Genomic DNA, 13,303 nt, shown 5'->3' with positions numbered 1-13,303 from the left:
CGTGGGGGCGTGGCACGGTCAGGCGTCGGGGGTCAATGCCCAGACGGTGGGGGTGCGTTGGTCGGCCGGGTACTGGACGAGCCGTCCGTCCTGCGTGACGTGGGCGGCCATGCGGGTGATCGCGTTGGTGAGGCGGTGGCCGCCCCGCACCTCGGTGAGCTGCCACCGCTGCAGGGTGTTCTTCGCGTCGCAGGCCTCTTCGGTGACGGAACTGCCGGGCTGCAGCGGCACGTTGAGCGTCAGCTTGCCGCTGCGCGTCTCCAGGCATCGTCCGCTCGTCGTGGACGTGAGCGTCGCGTAGCCGTCGGGGGTGTGCCCGATCCGGATGCCGCGGGGTCCGGCGCGGCCCGAGGTGTCGCGCAGGGTGTACGTCCCGTCGGGGACGGAGACCTCCGTCAGGTCGTGCAGCCCGGGTGCGGGGCCGACGGCGCGGGCCCGGGAGGTGAACGCCTCGTACGTCGGGTCGGGGTGCGCGGCGCCCCAGGTGACCTGGGCGATGTGGGCGAGGGGTGGTGCCGTCGCGGCGGCGACCTCGTTCTCGGTCTCGCCGCGGCCGTCGTCGGGCCAGAGGCTGATCTTCGCGCCGGTGATGCCGTCGCGCGACGCGAGCTTCTCGCCCTCGAAGGTGCGCGGGTCCCACCGCTGCTCGTACAGCTTCTCGGTGTCGGTGTGGAAGCCGCCCCGTACGAGGTAGAGGGAGTAGGCCGCGTTCATGACCGGGTGGCCCTGCGCGATGAGCCGGCTGGGTTTCGTCGGCACGTCGAGCCAGTGCTCGACGGTCGTGCCGGGAGCGACGGGCACGGTGTTGTCGCCGGTCAGGCCGTCGTTCCAGATGCGCAGGTGCTTGCCCTTGCCCGTCACGTGCGCGTGCACGCGGTTCACGAAGTCGATGAACGCGTCCTGCGGGGTGGCGTTCTTCCCGTACTTCTTCTTCGCGTACGCGAGGACGTGCGGGTACTTCGCGAAGTCGGAGCCGAGCATGTACTCGTCGGCGCCCATGTGCCAGGTGCGTGCCGGGAAGACCTCGGCGTACTCGTCGACGAGGCTCGTGTAGTAGGCGAAGGACGCGTCCTTGGTGATGTCGAGGCGGGACGGCTGCGGCTTCCCGTCGGAGTCGGTGAGCTGGAGGTCGGGGCGGTTCTCCAGCCACGGGTCCATGTGGCCGGGGGAGTTGATCTCCGGGACGATCGTGACGTGGTACTTCTCGCCGAGCGCGACCAGGCGGCGCAGCTCGCTCTTGGTGTAGTAGCCCCAGGAGTTGGCCTCGGGGTGGCGGTCGCTCTTCACCTTGAGCTCCAGGAGGAGCTGGTTCTGCTTCCGGTAGGCCATGTCGCGCACGAGGTTCTCCAGCCACGGCGTGGAGATGTGGACGTAGCAGGCGCACACACCGACGCCGCGCTCCTCGTAGCGCGGCACGTCGACGGTCCGTCCGGCCGGGACGCGGTCGCCCCGGGCGAGGAGCTGGAGGAGGGTCCGGGTGCCGTAGAAGGCGCCGGCCTCGCGGGCCCCGGTGATCTCCAGGCGGCGGCCGGCCCGGAGCTCGTACCCCTCGCGCCCGAGCGGCTCGCGCGCCCGGTCGACGTCGATGACGATGTCCCCGGCGTGGGCGGCCCCGCGGGACAGGACCGGGCGGCCCTTCCCGGCCGCCCGCAGGTCCTCGGCGAGCGTGTGGGCGACGCGGCGCGAGGCGGGGTCGCGGGCGATGATCCGGGATCCGGGCCCGTAGCGGTAGCTTCCGGTCGCGGGCGTCCAGTCGGTGAGCGCGGGGACGGTCAGCGGGACGTCGGGGGTCCTCGCCGGTGCGGCGGCCCCGGCGACCGGGACCGCGGCCGCGAGCAGCAGGAGGGCGGAGACGATTCCCCGCACCCTGGCCGGCCACGGCCCGCGGGACGGCCGGTGCGCAGAGGAGGGCGGGTCCGGGGCGAGCGAACGCAGTTCGGTCATGAGGTCCGATGATTCAAGCGCCCCATGAGGGTGTCAATGCATCGCACCCGACGAGGACTTGGACATTTGCGCCGCTGATTCTCCCCGTCCCGGCCGGGTCCTCCACCGACCCCTCGGATGACTCCCGGACGAACCCCGCCGCCGTCCCGGCCGAAGCGACGACGGAACACACCCGTGCCCCCTGCCACCGGGAGGGGCAGGGGGCACGGGGGCGAAGCGGACCGGTTCGGTACCGCCGCGGCACCGGGCGGGCGCCGGGTCAGTCGATACCGGGGAGGATGTGCGGCTCGGCGAGGTCGTCCTCGTAGCCGGCCAGGCGGATCGGGGCCGCCTTGGCCCAGGCCTCCAGGTTGCGGAGCTTCTGGGGCCGGGCGGCCCGTTCACCGCCGCGTTCCGCCGGTCGCTTCTCGTGCTTCGTCAGATCTGGTGTCACCGCGCACTCCTTTGTGTCGCGTAACGGGAAGGTCAGGGGCAGTTCGGTCGCGGTGGCGCCGGTCTCTGGCGGGACCGCGGCCGTGGTCGCCGGCCTGTCCCGGGGCGGCCGAGGGAGGTTTGTGGCTCCCCGATGGCTGCCCGTTCGCCTTAGATTAACCAAATGAGCAGAGCCTCGCTCGATGGGGCTTGGAGGCTGGGGGCTGATTCCGGACAATGAAGGACCAGACGGGCCATGACGGAGAGACACCACGCGTGGCATTGGTGACGGGCGCCTCGCGTGGGATCGGGTTCGCGACCGCCGGAGCCCTCGCCCGGGCCGGGCACCGCCTCGTCGTCACCGCGCGTGACGAGGGCGGGGTCGCGGCCGCCGTGGCGGCACTGCGCGCGACTGGCGCGAAAGCGGTGGGCCGGGCGGGCGACGTCTCAGCACCCGGACATCTGGAGGCGTGCGTGGACCTCGCCGTGCGCGAGTACGGGCGGCTGGACGTCGTGGTCAACAACGCCGCGACGAACGTGCCCTACGGCCCGCTGATGGACGTCGACCCCGACCAGTGGCGCACGGCCTTCGCCGTGAACGTCGACGCGGCCCTGCGCCTGACCCAACTCGCCTGGCGCGCCGGCCTGGCGGAGCACGGCGGAGCGGTCGTCAACATCTGCACGGAGGGCGCCGGACACGTGGGACCGAACGTCGGCGCGTACGGCACGAGCAAGGCCGCGCTGCTGCACCTGACCGCCCAGCTGGCGGGCGAACTCGCCCCGTCGGTGCGGGTCAACTCCGTCTCCCCCGGCCTGGTCCGCACGGAGATGGCCCGCTTCGTCTGGGCGGGGGCCGAGGAGCAGGTGGCCGCCGGACTGCCGCTGGGGCGCATCGGGGAGCCGGAGGACGTGGCGCGTGCCGTGTGCTGGCTGGTCTCCGACGCCGCCGCGTGGATCACCGGCGCGGACCTCGTCGTCGACGGCGGCACGCGGGTACGGGCGGCGGCGACGGGCGGGGGCCCGTCGTACGCGGTGCACGAGCGCCTGCGTACGACGGGCCCCGAAGCCCGCTGAGGCCTGTCGGCCCCCGCTCCTACCACTTGCCGGGTTCGTAGTCCTTCAGGAAGATCCCGTACAGGTCGTCGCCCGCCTCGCCGCGCACGACCGGGTCGTAGACGCGGGCGGCGCCGTCGATCAGGTCGAGCGGGGCGTGGAAGCCCTCCTCGGCCAGCCGCAGCTTGTCGTAGTGCGGGCGCTCGTCGGTGATCCAGCCGGTGTCCACCGACGTCATCAGGATGCCGTCGCTCTGGAACATCTCCTGGGCGCTGGTCCGCGTCACCATGTTCATCGCGGCCTTCGCCGCGTTCGTGTTCGGGTGGCCCGCGCCCTTGTAGCCGCGGCCGAAGACGCCCTCCATCGCCGAGACGTTCACGACGTAGGCCCGGCCGCTCGACGCCTTCTTCGCGGCGTCGGCCATGGCCGTGCGCAGCGCGCTGATCAGGATGAACGGCGAGGTGTAGTTGCACAGCTGGGTCTCGAGGAGCTCCACCGGGGAGATCTGCTCGATGGTCTGCACCCAGGTGTTGCTGTCGACCACGTCCGGGACCAGGCCGCCCGCGTCGATGGCGGTGCCGTCGAGGTGCCGGGCGACGCTCGCGTTGCCCGCGACGAGCGCGAGGTCGGCGACCTTCTGCGCGTCCAGGCCGCTGGTGCCCAGCGGCAGTGCCGCGAGCCCGTCGACCGCGCCCGAGTTGAAGGCGCCGATGACGGAGTGGGCGGGCAGCTCGCCCGCGGGCAGCGGCGCGCCCTCGCCGTCGACCAGAGCCGCGTAGGCGGACGGCAGCCGGCGCACGGTCTGCGTCGCGTTGTTGATCAGGATGTCGAGCGGGCCCGCGGCGGCGACCTGCTCGGCGAGGGCCACCGACTGCGCCGGGTCGCGCAGGTCGATGCCGACGACCTCCAGGCGGTGCAGCCAGTCCGCGGAGTCGTCCATCGCCTTGAAGCGGCGGATGGCGTCCTTGGGGAACCGGGTGGTGATCGTCGTGTGGGCGCCGTCGCGCAGCAGCCGCAGCGCAATGTACATGCCGATCTTGGCGCGGCCGCCGGTGAGCAGGGCGCGCTTGCCGGTGAGGTCGGCGCGGGCGTCGCGCTTCTCGCGGTTCAGCCGGGCGCAGTCCGGACAGAGCTGGTGGTAGAAGTAGTCGACTTCCACGTACCGGGTCTTGCAGGTGTAGCAGGAGCGCGGGCGCTGGAGTATCCCCGCGATCCGGCCCTCCTGGGTCTGCGAGGACGGCAGCAGGCCCTCGGTCTCGTCGTCGATGCGCTGCGCGGAGCCGGTGGCGGTGGCCTCGGTGACGGCCTTGTCGTGGGCCGTCTTGGCGGCGCGGCGCTCCTGGCGGCGGCGCTGCTTCACGGTGCGGTAGATCCCGGCGGTGGCACGGCGCACGGCGATCGCGTCCGGGTGGTCGACGTCGAGCTTGTCCAGCTCGTCGAGCACGCTCAGACAGACGGCGAGACGGTCCGGGTCGATGCCGGGCCCGTGGGTCACGGCCCCCTCGTGGCTTTCGTCTGTCACCGTCATCGCCGCTGTCCTCGTGTCATTCCGTGCCACGGCGCATCTGGTCGTCCGCGGAAGCTCCAAAAGCGGAAGTTTACGTAGCGCCGGCCCCGGTCACCAAACCCGTCTCCCGCGCGCACACCGCCACCAGCCCGTCGAGCTCGTCCCGCAGGCTCCGGGCCAGGAGCTCCAGGTCCGGCACGGCGGTGGCGTCCGCGATCAGGCCGTAGTGCACCCGGCCCCGGTAGGTGGAGACGGCGACGGCCAGGGACTGGCCCCGGGCGAGCGGCGCGAAGGGGTAGACCTCGGTGAGCCGGCAGCCGCCGAGCCGCAGTCCGATGCCGGGCAGCGGGACGCTGGTGACCAGGATGTCGAAGAGCAGCCGGGCGGCCTGCGCGACGACGGGCCCGCCGATCAGGTGGCCCAGCGGGGGCAGGTGCTCGGCGAGCAGCGCCACGGCGCCCGCCCCGCGCTCGGGGCCCGCGTCCTTGTTGCGGTCCATGGCGGCGCGCACGCCGCGCAGCCGGATCAGGGGGTCCTCGTCGCCGACGGGGAGGCGGACCAGATAGCCGGAGAGCCGGTTGCCCGGCGGCTGGGCGGTGCGGGGGCGGCGGCGCGAGACGGGGATGAGGGCGCGCGGCTCGACGCCCTCGCTGCAGTCGCCGCGCTCGTCGAGCCAGCGGCGCAGGGCGCCGGCGACCACGGCGATCAGGACGTCGTTGACGGTGCCGCCCACGGCCTTGCGCACCTGGTGGATGTCGTCCAGGTCGAGGACGGCGCCCGCGGTGCGGCGGGTGCCGGTGGCGGCCGCGGTGAGCGCGGCGCAGGAGCGTACGCCGAGGGCCGCGCGGGCGACGGAGGTGCCGATGCCGAGGGCCTGGCCGAGCTCGGCGACCGTGCCGCGCACGCGTCCGGGAAGCGTGCGCGGGTCCAGGGCGGCCCACGGGGGGACGGCGGGAGCCTGCGGGCGCGGCCGGGACGGGGGCAGGTCGACGGGGTCGAGGAGGGCCGCGCCGAGCGTCAGGGCGCGCAGTCCGTCGGCGAGCGCGTGGTGGAACTTGAAGAGCACGGCGAAGGACGTGCCGTCGGCGCCGGGCAGCACGTGCGCCTCCCACGGGGGCAGGTCGCGGTCGAGCCGACGTGCCATCAGCTTCCCGGCCTCGGCGTGGAAGTCGGCGACGGGCGCCGCGAGCCGCACGTGCTCCAGCGGGTCGAACGCGGACACGGGCACGCGCGTCGCGCCGCCGACGGGCAGCAGGACGGACCGTATGCGCATGCGAAGCCCGGGCACGGCCGTCGCACGGGCGGCGAGCAGCTCGGCGGCGCGGTCGGCGGCGTCGGGCCCGTCGGCCTCGAAGACGCCGAGGGCGCCCAGATGCATGGGGTGTTCGGCGGTCTCCATGTTCCAGAAGGCCAGATCGAGAGGTACGAGCAGGTCGGAGCTCTGAGCAGACGATGAAGTCACGGACTCGCTCTCGCGTCGACGACGATGCGGGGGATGACGAACGAGCAGTCAACCGCTCCGGGCAACTACGGTCAAGTACGATCAAGCTACGCTGAGTTAACAACGGATTAAGACCCACGGCCCCGGAAGCGGCGGGACCGGTGCGCCTCATGTGGTGCAGAAGTGAACGGCCCCGCGCACCGCACGGCCGGGTCGCCCCGCGGTGTCCCCTTCCGCCGGATATCGGCACGCCTTCAATGAACCTGCACATCGAATGTGCACTCCGGTCACGCCATTCGCCCCCGTCTCTCGGTGAATTTCCGTGCAGCGACCATCGGACATGCTCATCGGCGGCGGAGTGTCCGATTTGTTGGCGGATTTGTCGACGGGAATGCCGAGGCTCTCCGCTTTCCTTCTGTGAAGCTTGTGAAGGAGCTGCCACCGACCCGTGAACCCGACTGCACGCAGCGGTGATTCACGTCAGCACCGCTCATGGACGAGCACTTCACCGATTGGATGTACGTGCTGCGAACGTGATTTGATCCTGGCTCCGCGGAATTCGAATCCCCAGGTTCCGCGGAACTGGAAACACCTCTGCAATATTCATGAGAAGGGCAGCTCACACCATGAACAACGTCCCCCAGGTCGAGACCCTCGAGATTTCCGACGCCGACCTCGACAACGTCTCCGGCGGCCTCGTCGCGGGCGTGACGAGCAACGTCACCAGCACCGTCGACTCCATCGCCCCCGTCTCGGGCGTCGTCGGCGGCGTCGTGGACACGGTCGAGGGTGCCACCGGCCTCAACACCGGCGCCGTCACGGGCCTGGCCTCCGGCCTGACCGCCGGTCTCTGAGCCTCCCGCTCATCAAGACGCCGTGACGCGTGAGCCCCGGAACCGCACGGTTCCGGGGCTCACGGACGCCACAGACCTGACGCGGTGGCGTCCCCGGCACAGTGAGGAAAGCGTTCCGTGCAGTTCCGCCAGCAGGCCCTGTCCAAGATGCAGTCGCCCGAGGAACTGGACCTGCCGGTGCGCTACGCCCGTCCCCAGGGCATCCTCGTCCTCGCCGTCACCCTCGCCGTGCTGGCGGGGGCGGCGGTCTGGGCCGTGACCGGCTCGGTCTCCGCCACGCTCCGCGCGCCCGGCATCCTCACCCACGGCCGGGGCAGCTACGTCCTGCAGAGCCCCGTCACCGGTCAGGTGACCCGCGTCCTGGCCGAGGAGGGCGAACGGCTGCCCGCGGGCGCCCCCGTCCTGAAGGTGCGCACCGAACGGGGCGACAAGGTCGTCCGCGCGATCGCCGCGGGCCGCGTGCACGCGATCGCCGCGAGGATCGGCACCGTCGTCACCACCGGCGCCGACGTCGCGACCCTGGAGCGGGTGTCGGGCGCCGACGACCCCCTGCTCGCGATGCTCTACGTACCCGCCGACAGCGCGGCCGGTGTGCCGGTGGGCGCCTCGGTGGACCTCACCGTCCCGTCCGTGCCGGCCGAGCGGTACGGGACGCTGCGCGGCCGGGTCAAGGCGATCGGGCGGACCGCGCAGACCCGGCAGAGGATCACCGGCTTCCTCGGCGACAAGGAACTTGCCGGGCGATTCACCGAGGACGGCCCGCCCGTGGCCGTCCTCGTCCGCCTGGAGACGTCCTCCCGCGGCACATCCGGCTACGCCTGGTCCAAGGGCGAGGGGCCGCCCTTCCGGCCCGCCTCCATGACCCCGGCAACCGGCACCCTCCACCTCGCCGAGCAGCACCCGATCGATTGGCTGCTTCCGTGACCGCACCGCACCCCTCCCCCGCGCACCAGCAACAACTGCCGCCCCCCGGAGGCCGCCGCAGGCACCGCCCCGAACCCCCGCCCCGAGGCCGCCGCCGCGCCGCGCCCCGCCCCGCGCCGAAGAGCAGGCGGCCCCGGACCGTCCGCACGCCCACCGTCCTGCAGATGGAGGCCGTGGAGTGCGGCGCCGCCGCCCTCGCCATGGTCCTCGCCCACCACGGACGGCACGTCCCGCTGGAGGAGCTGCGCATCGCGTGCGGCGTCTCCCGCGACGGCTCCCGGGCCAGCAACGTCCTCAAGGCGGCCCGGAGTTACGGCCTGACCGCCAAGGGCATGCAGATGGAGCCCGCCGCGCTCGCCGAGGTCGCGGCGCCCGCGATCCTCTTCTGGGAGTTCAACCACTACGTCGTGTACGACGGCACGGGCCGCCGCTTCGGCCGCCGGGGCGTGTACATCAACGACCCGGACAAGGGCCGCCGCTTCGTGCCCGCGGAGGACTTCGACACCAGCTTCACCGGGGTCGTCCTGGTCCTGGAGCCGGGCGAGGGCTTCCGGCCGGGAGGGCGCAGGCCCGGCGTCCTCAACGCGCTGCCCGCGCGGCTGCGCGGCACGACGGGCACGATGGCCGCCGCGCTGCTGGCCAGCCTGCTGCTCGTCGCGGTCGGCGCGGCGCTGCCCGCGCTCAGCCGGACGTACATCGATCTCTTCCTGATTGGCCATCAGACATCGCTGCTCGGCGCCCTGTTCGCCTCGATGGGCACCATGGTGGCGCTCACCGTGGTGCTCACCTGGCTGCAGCAGGCGAACCTGCTGCGCGGCCGGATCATCTCCTCCACCCTCGGCGGCGCCCGCTTCCTGCGCCACCTGCTGCGTCTGCCGGTCACCTTCTACGCCCAGCGCAGCCCCGCCGACCTGGTGCAGCGCCTCGCGTCCAACGACGCCGTCGCCGAGACCCTGGCCCGCGACCTCACGGCCGCCGGGGTGGACGGCATCGTCGTCCTGCTCTACGCGGCGCTGCTGTGGACGTACGATCCGCAGCTGACCCTCGTCGGCGTCGGCATCGCGCTGCTGAACGTCGTCGCGATGCGCGTCGTGGTCCGGCTGCGGGCCACCGGCACCCAGAAGCTCCGGGCGGACAGCGCCAGGCTCACCAACACCTCCTACACCGGCCTGCAGTTGATCGAGACGATGAAGGCCACCGGCGGCGAGAACGGCTACTTCCGGCGCTGGGCCGGACAGCACGCCACCACCCTGGAGGAGCAGCAGCGGCTCGGGGTGCCCAGTGCCTGGCTCGGTGTCGTCGCGCCGACGCTGGCGACCCTCAACAGCGCGCTGATCCTGTGGATCGGCGGGCTGCGCGCCGTCGAGGGCCAGCTGTCGATCGGGCTGCTCGTCGCGTTCCAGGCGCTGGTGACCCGCTTCACCGCGCCGATCACCCGGCTCAACGGTGTCGCGGGCCGCATCCAGGACTTCGGCGCCGACGTCGCCCGCCTCAAGGATGTCGAGAACTTCCCCGTCGACCCGCTGTACTCGCGCGACGAACCGGCCGTGAGCACCCGCCGCCTCACCGGGCACGTCACCCTCGACGCCATCACCTTCGGCTACAGCCCGCTCGACAAGCCGCTGCTGACCGGCTTCTCACTGGCGGTCGGACCGGGGCAGCAGGTGGCGCTCGTCGGCGGCTCCGGCAGCGGCAAGTCGACCGTCTCCCGGCTGATATCGGGGCTCTACAGACCGTGGGAGGGCACGATCCGCATCGACGGGCAGCGGCTGGCCGACATTCCGCGGGGCGCGCTGTGCGCCTCGGTCTCCTTCGTGGACCAGGACGTCTTCCTCTTCGAGGGAACCGTCCGCGACAACGTCGCCCTGTGGGATCCCTCCCTCACCGACGACGCGGTCGTCGACGCGCTCAAGGACGCCTGCCTGTACGAGGTCGTCGCCCGCAGGCCCGGCGGCATCCACGGCCGGGTGGAGCAGGACGGGCGGAACTTCTCCGGCGGACAGCGCCAGCGTCTGGAGATCGCGCGGGCCCTGGTCCGCCGCCCGAGCATCCTCGTCCTCGACGAGGTGACCAGCGCCCTGGACGCCGAGACCGAGCGGGTCATCATCGACAACCTGCGCCGCAGGGGCTGCGCCTGCGTCGTCATCGCGCACCGGCTGAGCACCGTGCGCGACAGCGACGAGATCGTGGTGCTCGACCACGGCCGGGTCGTCGAGCGCGGCCGCCACGAACAGCTCGTCGCCGCCGGCGGCCCCTACGCCGACCTGGTCAAGGAGCACTGAGGTGACCTCCGTACCGCAGCCGCACACCCCGTACGCATCCGACCCGGTCGCCGCCGCCTTCGGCCCGCTCGGCACCCCGGTCGACTGCGCCGGGCTGCGCAGCGTGCACCTGGCGGGCCCGCAGGTGCTGTGGCTGGTGGAGGCGGGCGCCCTCGACCTGTTCGCCGTCGACGCGGCACAGCAGGGCCACTGGCACTACCTGGGCCGTCTCGAACCGGGCACGCTGCTCCTCGGCCCGGTCGAGGGCCCCCGGCACACCCTCGTCGGCCGCCCCCTCCAGGGCTGCGAGCTGCGCCGCGTCCCGCTGCGCGAGCTGTACCGCCCGGAGTACGGCGACACCTGGTCCCACGAGCAGCCGTACCCCACCGGCTACGACACCCAGGACGCGGCGCTGAGCATCCTGGAGCACGCCTTCGCGCTCGGCATCGGCCGCGGGCACCGGGTCCTGTTCGAGGCGCCGCTCGACGGGCGCACCATGGGCGACGACGTGGTGGCCGACGACGACATCCTCTGGATGCCGGTGGCACCGGGGAGCGTGCGGTACGGGTCGGCCTACAGCGCCGAGGCGGCGGGCGACCTGCTCGTCGACGCGGCGATGTGGCAGCGGATGGTCAACCAGCAGTACCGGCTGCTCGCCACCCTCGACCGCTGGATCGAACGCCTGGAGCGCGCCCACGAGGACCGCACCGCGGCCGGGATCAAGGCGGGCGAGAGCGTCCGCGCGGAGGCCGACCGCACCCTGATCGCCTCCATCGGCCGCTCGCGCGGGCGGAGCGCGCGCCGCACGCAGGGCGGCGGGGGCGGCCACGACGCGACGTACGCCGCATGCCGCCTGGTCGCCGGGGCGGCGGGCATCACGCTCGCCGACGCCACCCGGGGCGGCGCGGTCGGCGACCGGATCGACCCGGTGGAGCAGGTGGCGGTGGCCGCGCGGATCCGCACCCGCGCGGTGCGTCTCGACGGCCGCTGGTGGCGCGAGAACGCGGGTCCGCTGGTGGGCCACCGGGCGGCGAGCGGGGCGCCGGTCGCGCTGCTGTGGCGGCGCGGCGGGTACGAGTCGGTGCATCCCGGCTCCGGCCGGCGCACCCGGGTCGACGAGGGCAACGCCGACGAGTTCGAGCCGCAGGCCGTGATGCTCTACCGGCCGCTGCCCGAGGGGCCGTTGACGCCGTGGCGGCTGTTCCGCTTCAGTCTGCGCGGCAACGGCGGCGACGTGCGCAACCTCGTGCTCGCCGGTCTGGTGACGGTCGCGGTCGGCGCGCTGGTGCCGATCGCGACGGGACAGGTGCTCGGCGTGTTCGTGCCGGACGCGCGCAAGAGCCTCATCGTGCAGGTGTCCCTGGCCGTCATGATCACGAGCATCGTCTCCGCGGCGTTCCTGCTGCTGCAGAACCTCACCGTGCTGCGGATGGAGGGACGCATGGAGAGCGCCCTGCAACCCGCCGTCTGGGACCGCCTGCTGCGCCTTCCCACCCGCTTCTTCGCCGCGCGTTCCACCGGGGAGCTGGCCAGTGCGGCGATGGGTGTCAGCGCGATCCGCCGGGTCCTGTCGGGGATCGGCCCCGTCGCCCTGCAGGCCGGGTCGGTCGGCGCGATGAACGTCGTCCTGCTGCTGGTCTACAGCGTGCCGCTGGCGCTGGCCGCACTCGCGATGCTGGCCGTCATCGCCGCCGTCTTCCTGACCCTCGGGCTGGGGGAACTGCGCTGGCAGCGCCGCCTGGTGGAGCTCGGCAACAAGCTGAACAACCAGGCCTTCCAGACCCTGCGCGGCCTGCCCAAGCTCCGGGTGGCCGGGGCGGAGAGCTTCGCGTACGCGGCCTGGGCCGGGGAGTTCGCGCGCAGCCGGGAGCTGCAGCGGCGGGCGGGCCGCATCAAGAACGTGACGACGGTCCTGAACTCGGTCTATCTGCCGCTATGCACGCTCATCATGTTCGTGCTGCTCGCGGGCCCGGCCCGGGGCAGTCTGACCGCGGGCGAGTTCCTCACCTTCAGCACCGCCGTGACCATGCTCCTGACGTCCGTCACCCAGCTGACCGGCGCGCTGATCTCGGCGGCCTCGGTGCTGCCGATGTTCGAGCAGATCAGGCCGGTCCTCGACGCGGCGCCGGAGGTCCGCTCCGGAAGCACGCAGCCGGGCGAGCTGCGGGGCGGGATCGAGGCGCGCTCGCTGTCCTTCCGGTACGGCGACGACGGTCCGCTGGTCCTCGACGACGTGTCGCTGTCGATCGGCCCGGGCGAGTTCGTGGCCGTCGTCGGCCCCAGCGGCTGCGGGAAGTCGACGCTGCTGCGCCTGCTGATCGGCTTCGACGAGCCGGTCGCGGGCAGTGTGCTCTACGACGGCCAGGACCTGGCGGCCCTCGACCAGTCGGCGGTGCGCCGCCAGTGCGGGGTGGTCCTGCAGAACGCCCAGCCGCTCACCGGCTCGATCCTGGAGTGCATCTGCGGCGCCGAGTCGTACACGCAGGAGGAGGCCTGGGAGGCGGCGGCGATGGCCGGGCTCGCCGAGGACATCGAGCGGATGCCGATGGGCCTGCACACGATGATCTCGGGCGGCGGCGCGGTCTCCGGCGGCCAGCGCCAGCGTCTGATGATCGCGCAGGCCCTGATCCGCCGCCCCCGTGTGCTCTTCTTCGACGAGGCGACGAGCGCCCTGGACAACGAGACGCAGCGCACGGTCATCGACAGTACCCGCGCCCTGAACGCGACCCGCGTGGTGATCGCCCACCGGCTGTCCACCGTCCTCGACGCCGACCGTGTCGTGGTGATGGCGCAGGGACGCGTCGTGCAACAGGGCCCGCCCGCGCAGCTGTTGGCCGACACGGGCGGGCAGTTGCACGAGCTGGTGCGGCGGCAGCTGCGCTGAGCGGGTCAGGGGCCGCGGGTGCGG

9 protein-coding genes are annotated in these 13,303 nt (G+C 72.8%); 5 read left to right on the top strand and 4 right to left on the bottom strand.

What is annotated here, in order from left to right; translation table 11 throughout:
- Window positions 1–18 precede the first annotated feature (18 nt).
- Together ACFYXE_RS08835 and ACFYXE_RS08830 are read right to left on the bottom strand one after the other, a co-directional pair.
- Window positions 19–1,944: a family 20 glycosylhydrolase gene (locus ACFYXE_RS08835; RefSeq protein ID WP_389310428.1), complete on the bottom strand. Its 1,926-nt coding sequence runs from the start codon at window positions 1,942–1,944 to the stop codon at window positions 19–21.
- Between the two features lie 259 nt (window positions 1,945–2,203).
- A complete protein-coding gene (locus tag ACFYXE_RS08830; RefSeq protein WP_361170318.1) occupies window positions 2,204–2,377 on the bottom strand; it encodes a hypothetical protein in 174 nt (57 codons plus the stop codon).
- Between the two features lie 215 nt (window positions 2,378–2,592).
- Here ACFYXE_RS08830 and ACFYXE_RS08825 point away from each other — a divergent pair, with 215 nt between their 5' ends.
- Entirely contained in the window at window positions 2,593–3,429 is an 837-nt protein-coding gene (locus tag ACFYXE_RS08825) for an SDR family oxidoreductase (RefSeq protein ID WP_389310425.1), read from the top strand.
- A gap of 19 nt (window positions 3,430–3,448) precedes the next feature.
- Here ACFYXE_RS08825 and ACFYXE_RS08820 read toward each other — a convergent pair whose 3' ends face one another.
- A complete protein-coding gene (locus tag ACFYXE_RS08820; protein WP_361170312.1) occupies window positions 3,449–4,936 on the bottom strand; it encodes an SDR family NAD(P)-dependent oxidoreductase in 1,488 nt (495 codons plus the stop codon).
- Window positions 4,937–5,006: 70 nt separating this feature from the next.
- Window positions 5,007–6,314, bottom strand: coding sequence for a wax ester/triacylglycerol synthase family O-acyltransferase (locus ACFYXE_RS08815; protein ID WP_389311389.1), 1,308 nt, complete (start codon window positions 6,312–6,314; stop codon window positions 5,007–5,009).
- Window positions 6,315–6,982: 668 nt separating this feature from the next.
- Here ACFYXE_RS08815 and ACFYXE_RS08810 point away from each other — a divergent pair.
- The 4 genes from ACFYXE_RS08810 to ACFYXE_RS08795 all read left to right on the top strand — a co-directional run bounded on the left by ACFYXE_RS08810 (window position 6,983) and on the right by ACFYXE_RS08795 (window position 13,279).
- A complete protein-coding gene (locus ACFYXE_RS08810; protein WP_361170391.1) occupies window positions 6,983–7,210 on the top strand; it encodes a type A2 lantipeptide in 228 nt (75 codons plus the stop codon).
- A 117-nt stretch (window positions 7,211–7,327) separates the two neighbouring features.
- Window positions 7,328–8,134: an HlyD family efflux transporter periplasmic adaptor subunit gene (locus ACFYXE_RS08805; RefSeq protein ID WP_389310423.1), complete on the top strand. Its 807-nt coding sequence runs from the start codon at window positions 7,328–7,330 to the stop codon at window positions 8,132–8,134.
- Window positions 8,131–10,416, top strand: a complete 2,286-nt coding sequence (locus tag ACFYXE_RS08800) for an NHLP family bacteriocin export ABC transporter peptidase/permease/ATPase subunit (RefSeq protein WP_389310421.1) — start codon at window positions 8,131–8,133, stop codon at window positions 10,414–10,416. The genes ACFYXE_RS08805 and ACFYXE_RS08800 overlap by 4 nt, the downstream gene beginning before the upstream one ends.
- 1 nt (window position 10,417) lies before the next feature.
- Window positions 10,418–13,279, top strand: a complete 2,862-nt coding sequence (locus ACFYXE_RS08795; protein WP_389310419.1) for an NHLP bacteriocin export ABC transporter permease/ATPase subunit — start codon at window positions 10,418–10,420, stop codon at window positions 13,277–13,279.
- Window positions 13,280–13,303 lie beyond the last annotated feature (24 nt).

Origin of the sequence: Streptomyces sp. NPDC002564, assembly GCF_042889645.1 — a bacterium.
Taxonomy (GTDB): Bacteria; Actinomycetota; Actinomycetes; order Streptomycetales; family Streptomycetaceae; genus Streptomyces.
The sequence above is the reverse complement of the archived record's forward strand: the minus strand, read 5'-3'. Positions and strand labels throughout refer to the sequence as shown.

Excerpts from the sequence above, each read along its gene's own strand:
- ACFYXE_RS08835 (WP_389310428.1), bottom strand. The coding sequence starts at position 1,944 with ATGACCGAACTGCGTTCGCTCGCCCCGGACCCGCCCTCCTCTGCGCAC.
- ACFYXE_RS08825 (WP_389310425.1), top strand. The coding sequence starts at position 2,593 with ATGAAGGACCAGACGGGCCATGACGGAGAGACACCACGCGTGGCATTG.
- ACFYXE_RS08820 (WP_361170312.1), bottom strand. The coding sequence starts at position 4,936 with ATGACGGTGACAGACGAAAGCCACGAGGGGGCCGTGACCCACGGGCCC.
- ACFYXE_RS08815 (WP_389311389.1), bottom strand. The coding sequence starts at position 6,314 with ATGGAGACCGCCGAACACCCCATGCATCTGGGCGCCCTCGGCGTCTTC.
- ACFYXE_RS08810 (WP_361170391.1), top strand. The coding sequence starts at position 6,983 with ATGAACAACGTCCCCCAGGTCGAGACCCTCGAGATTTCCGACGCCGAC.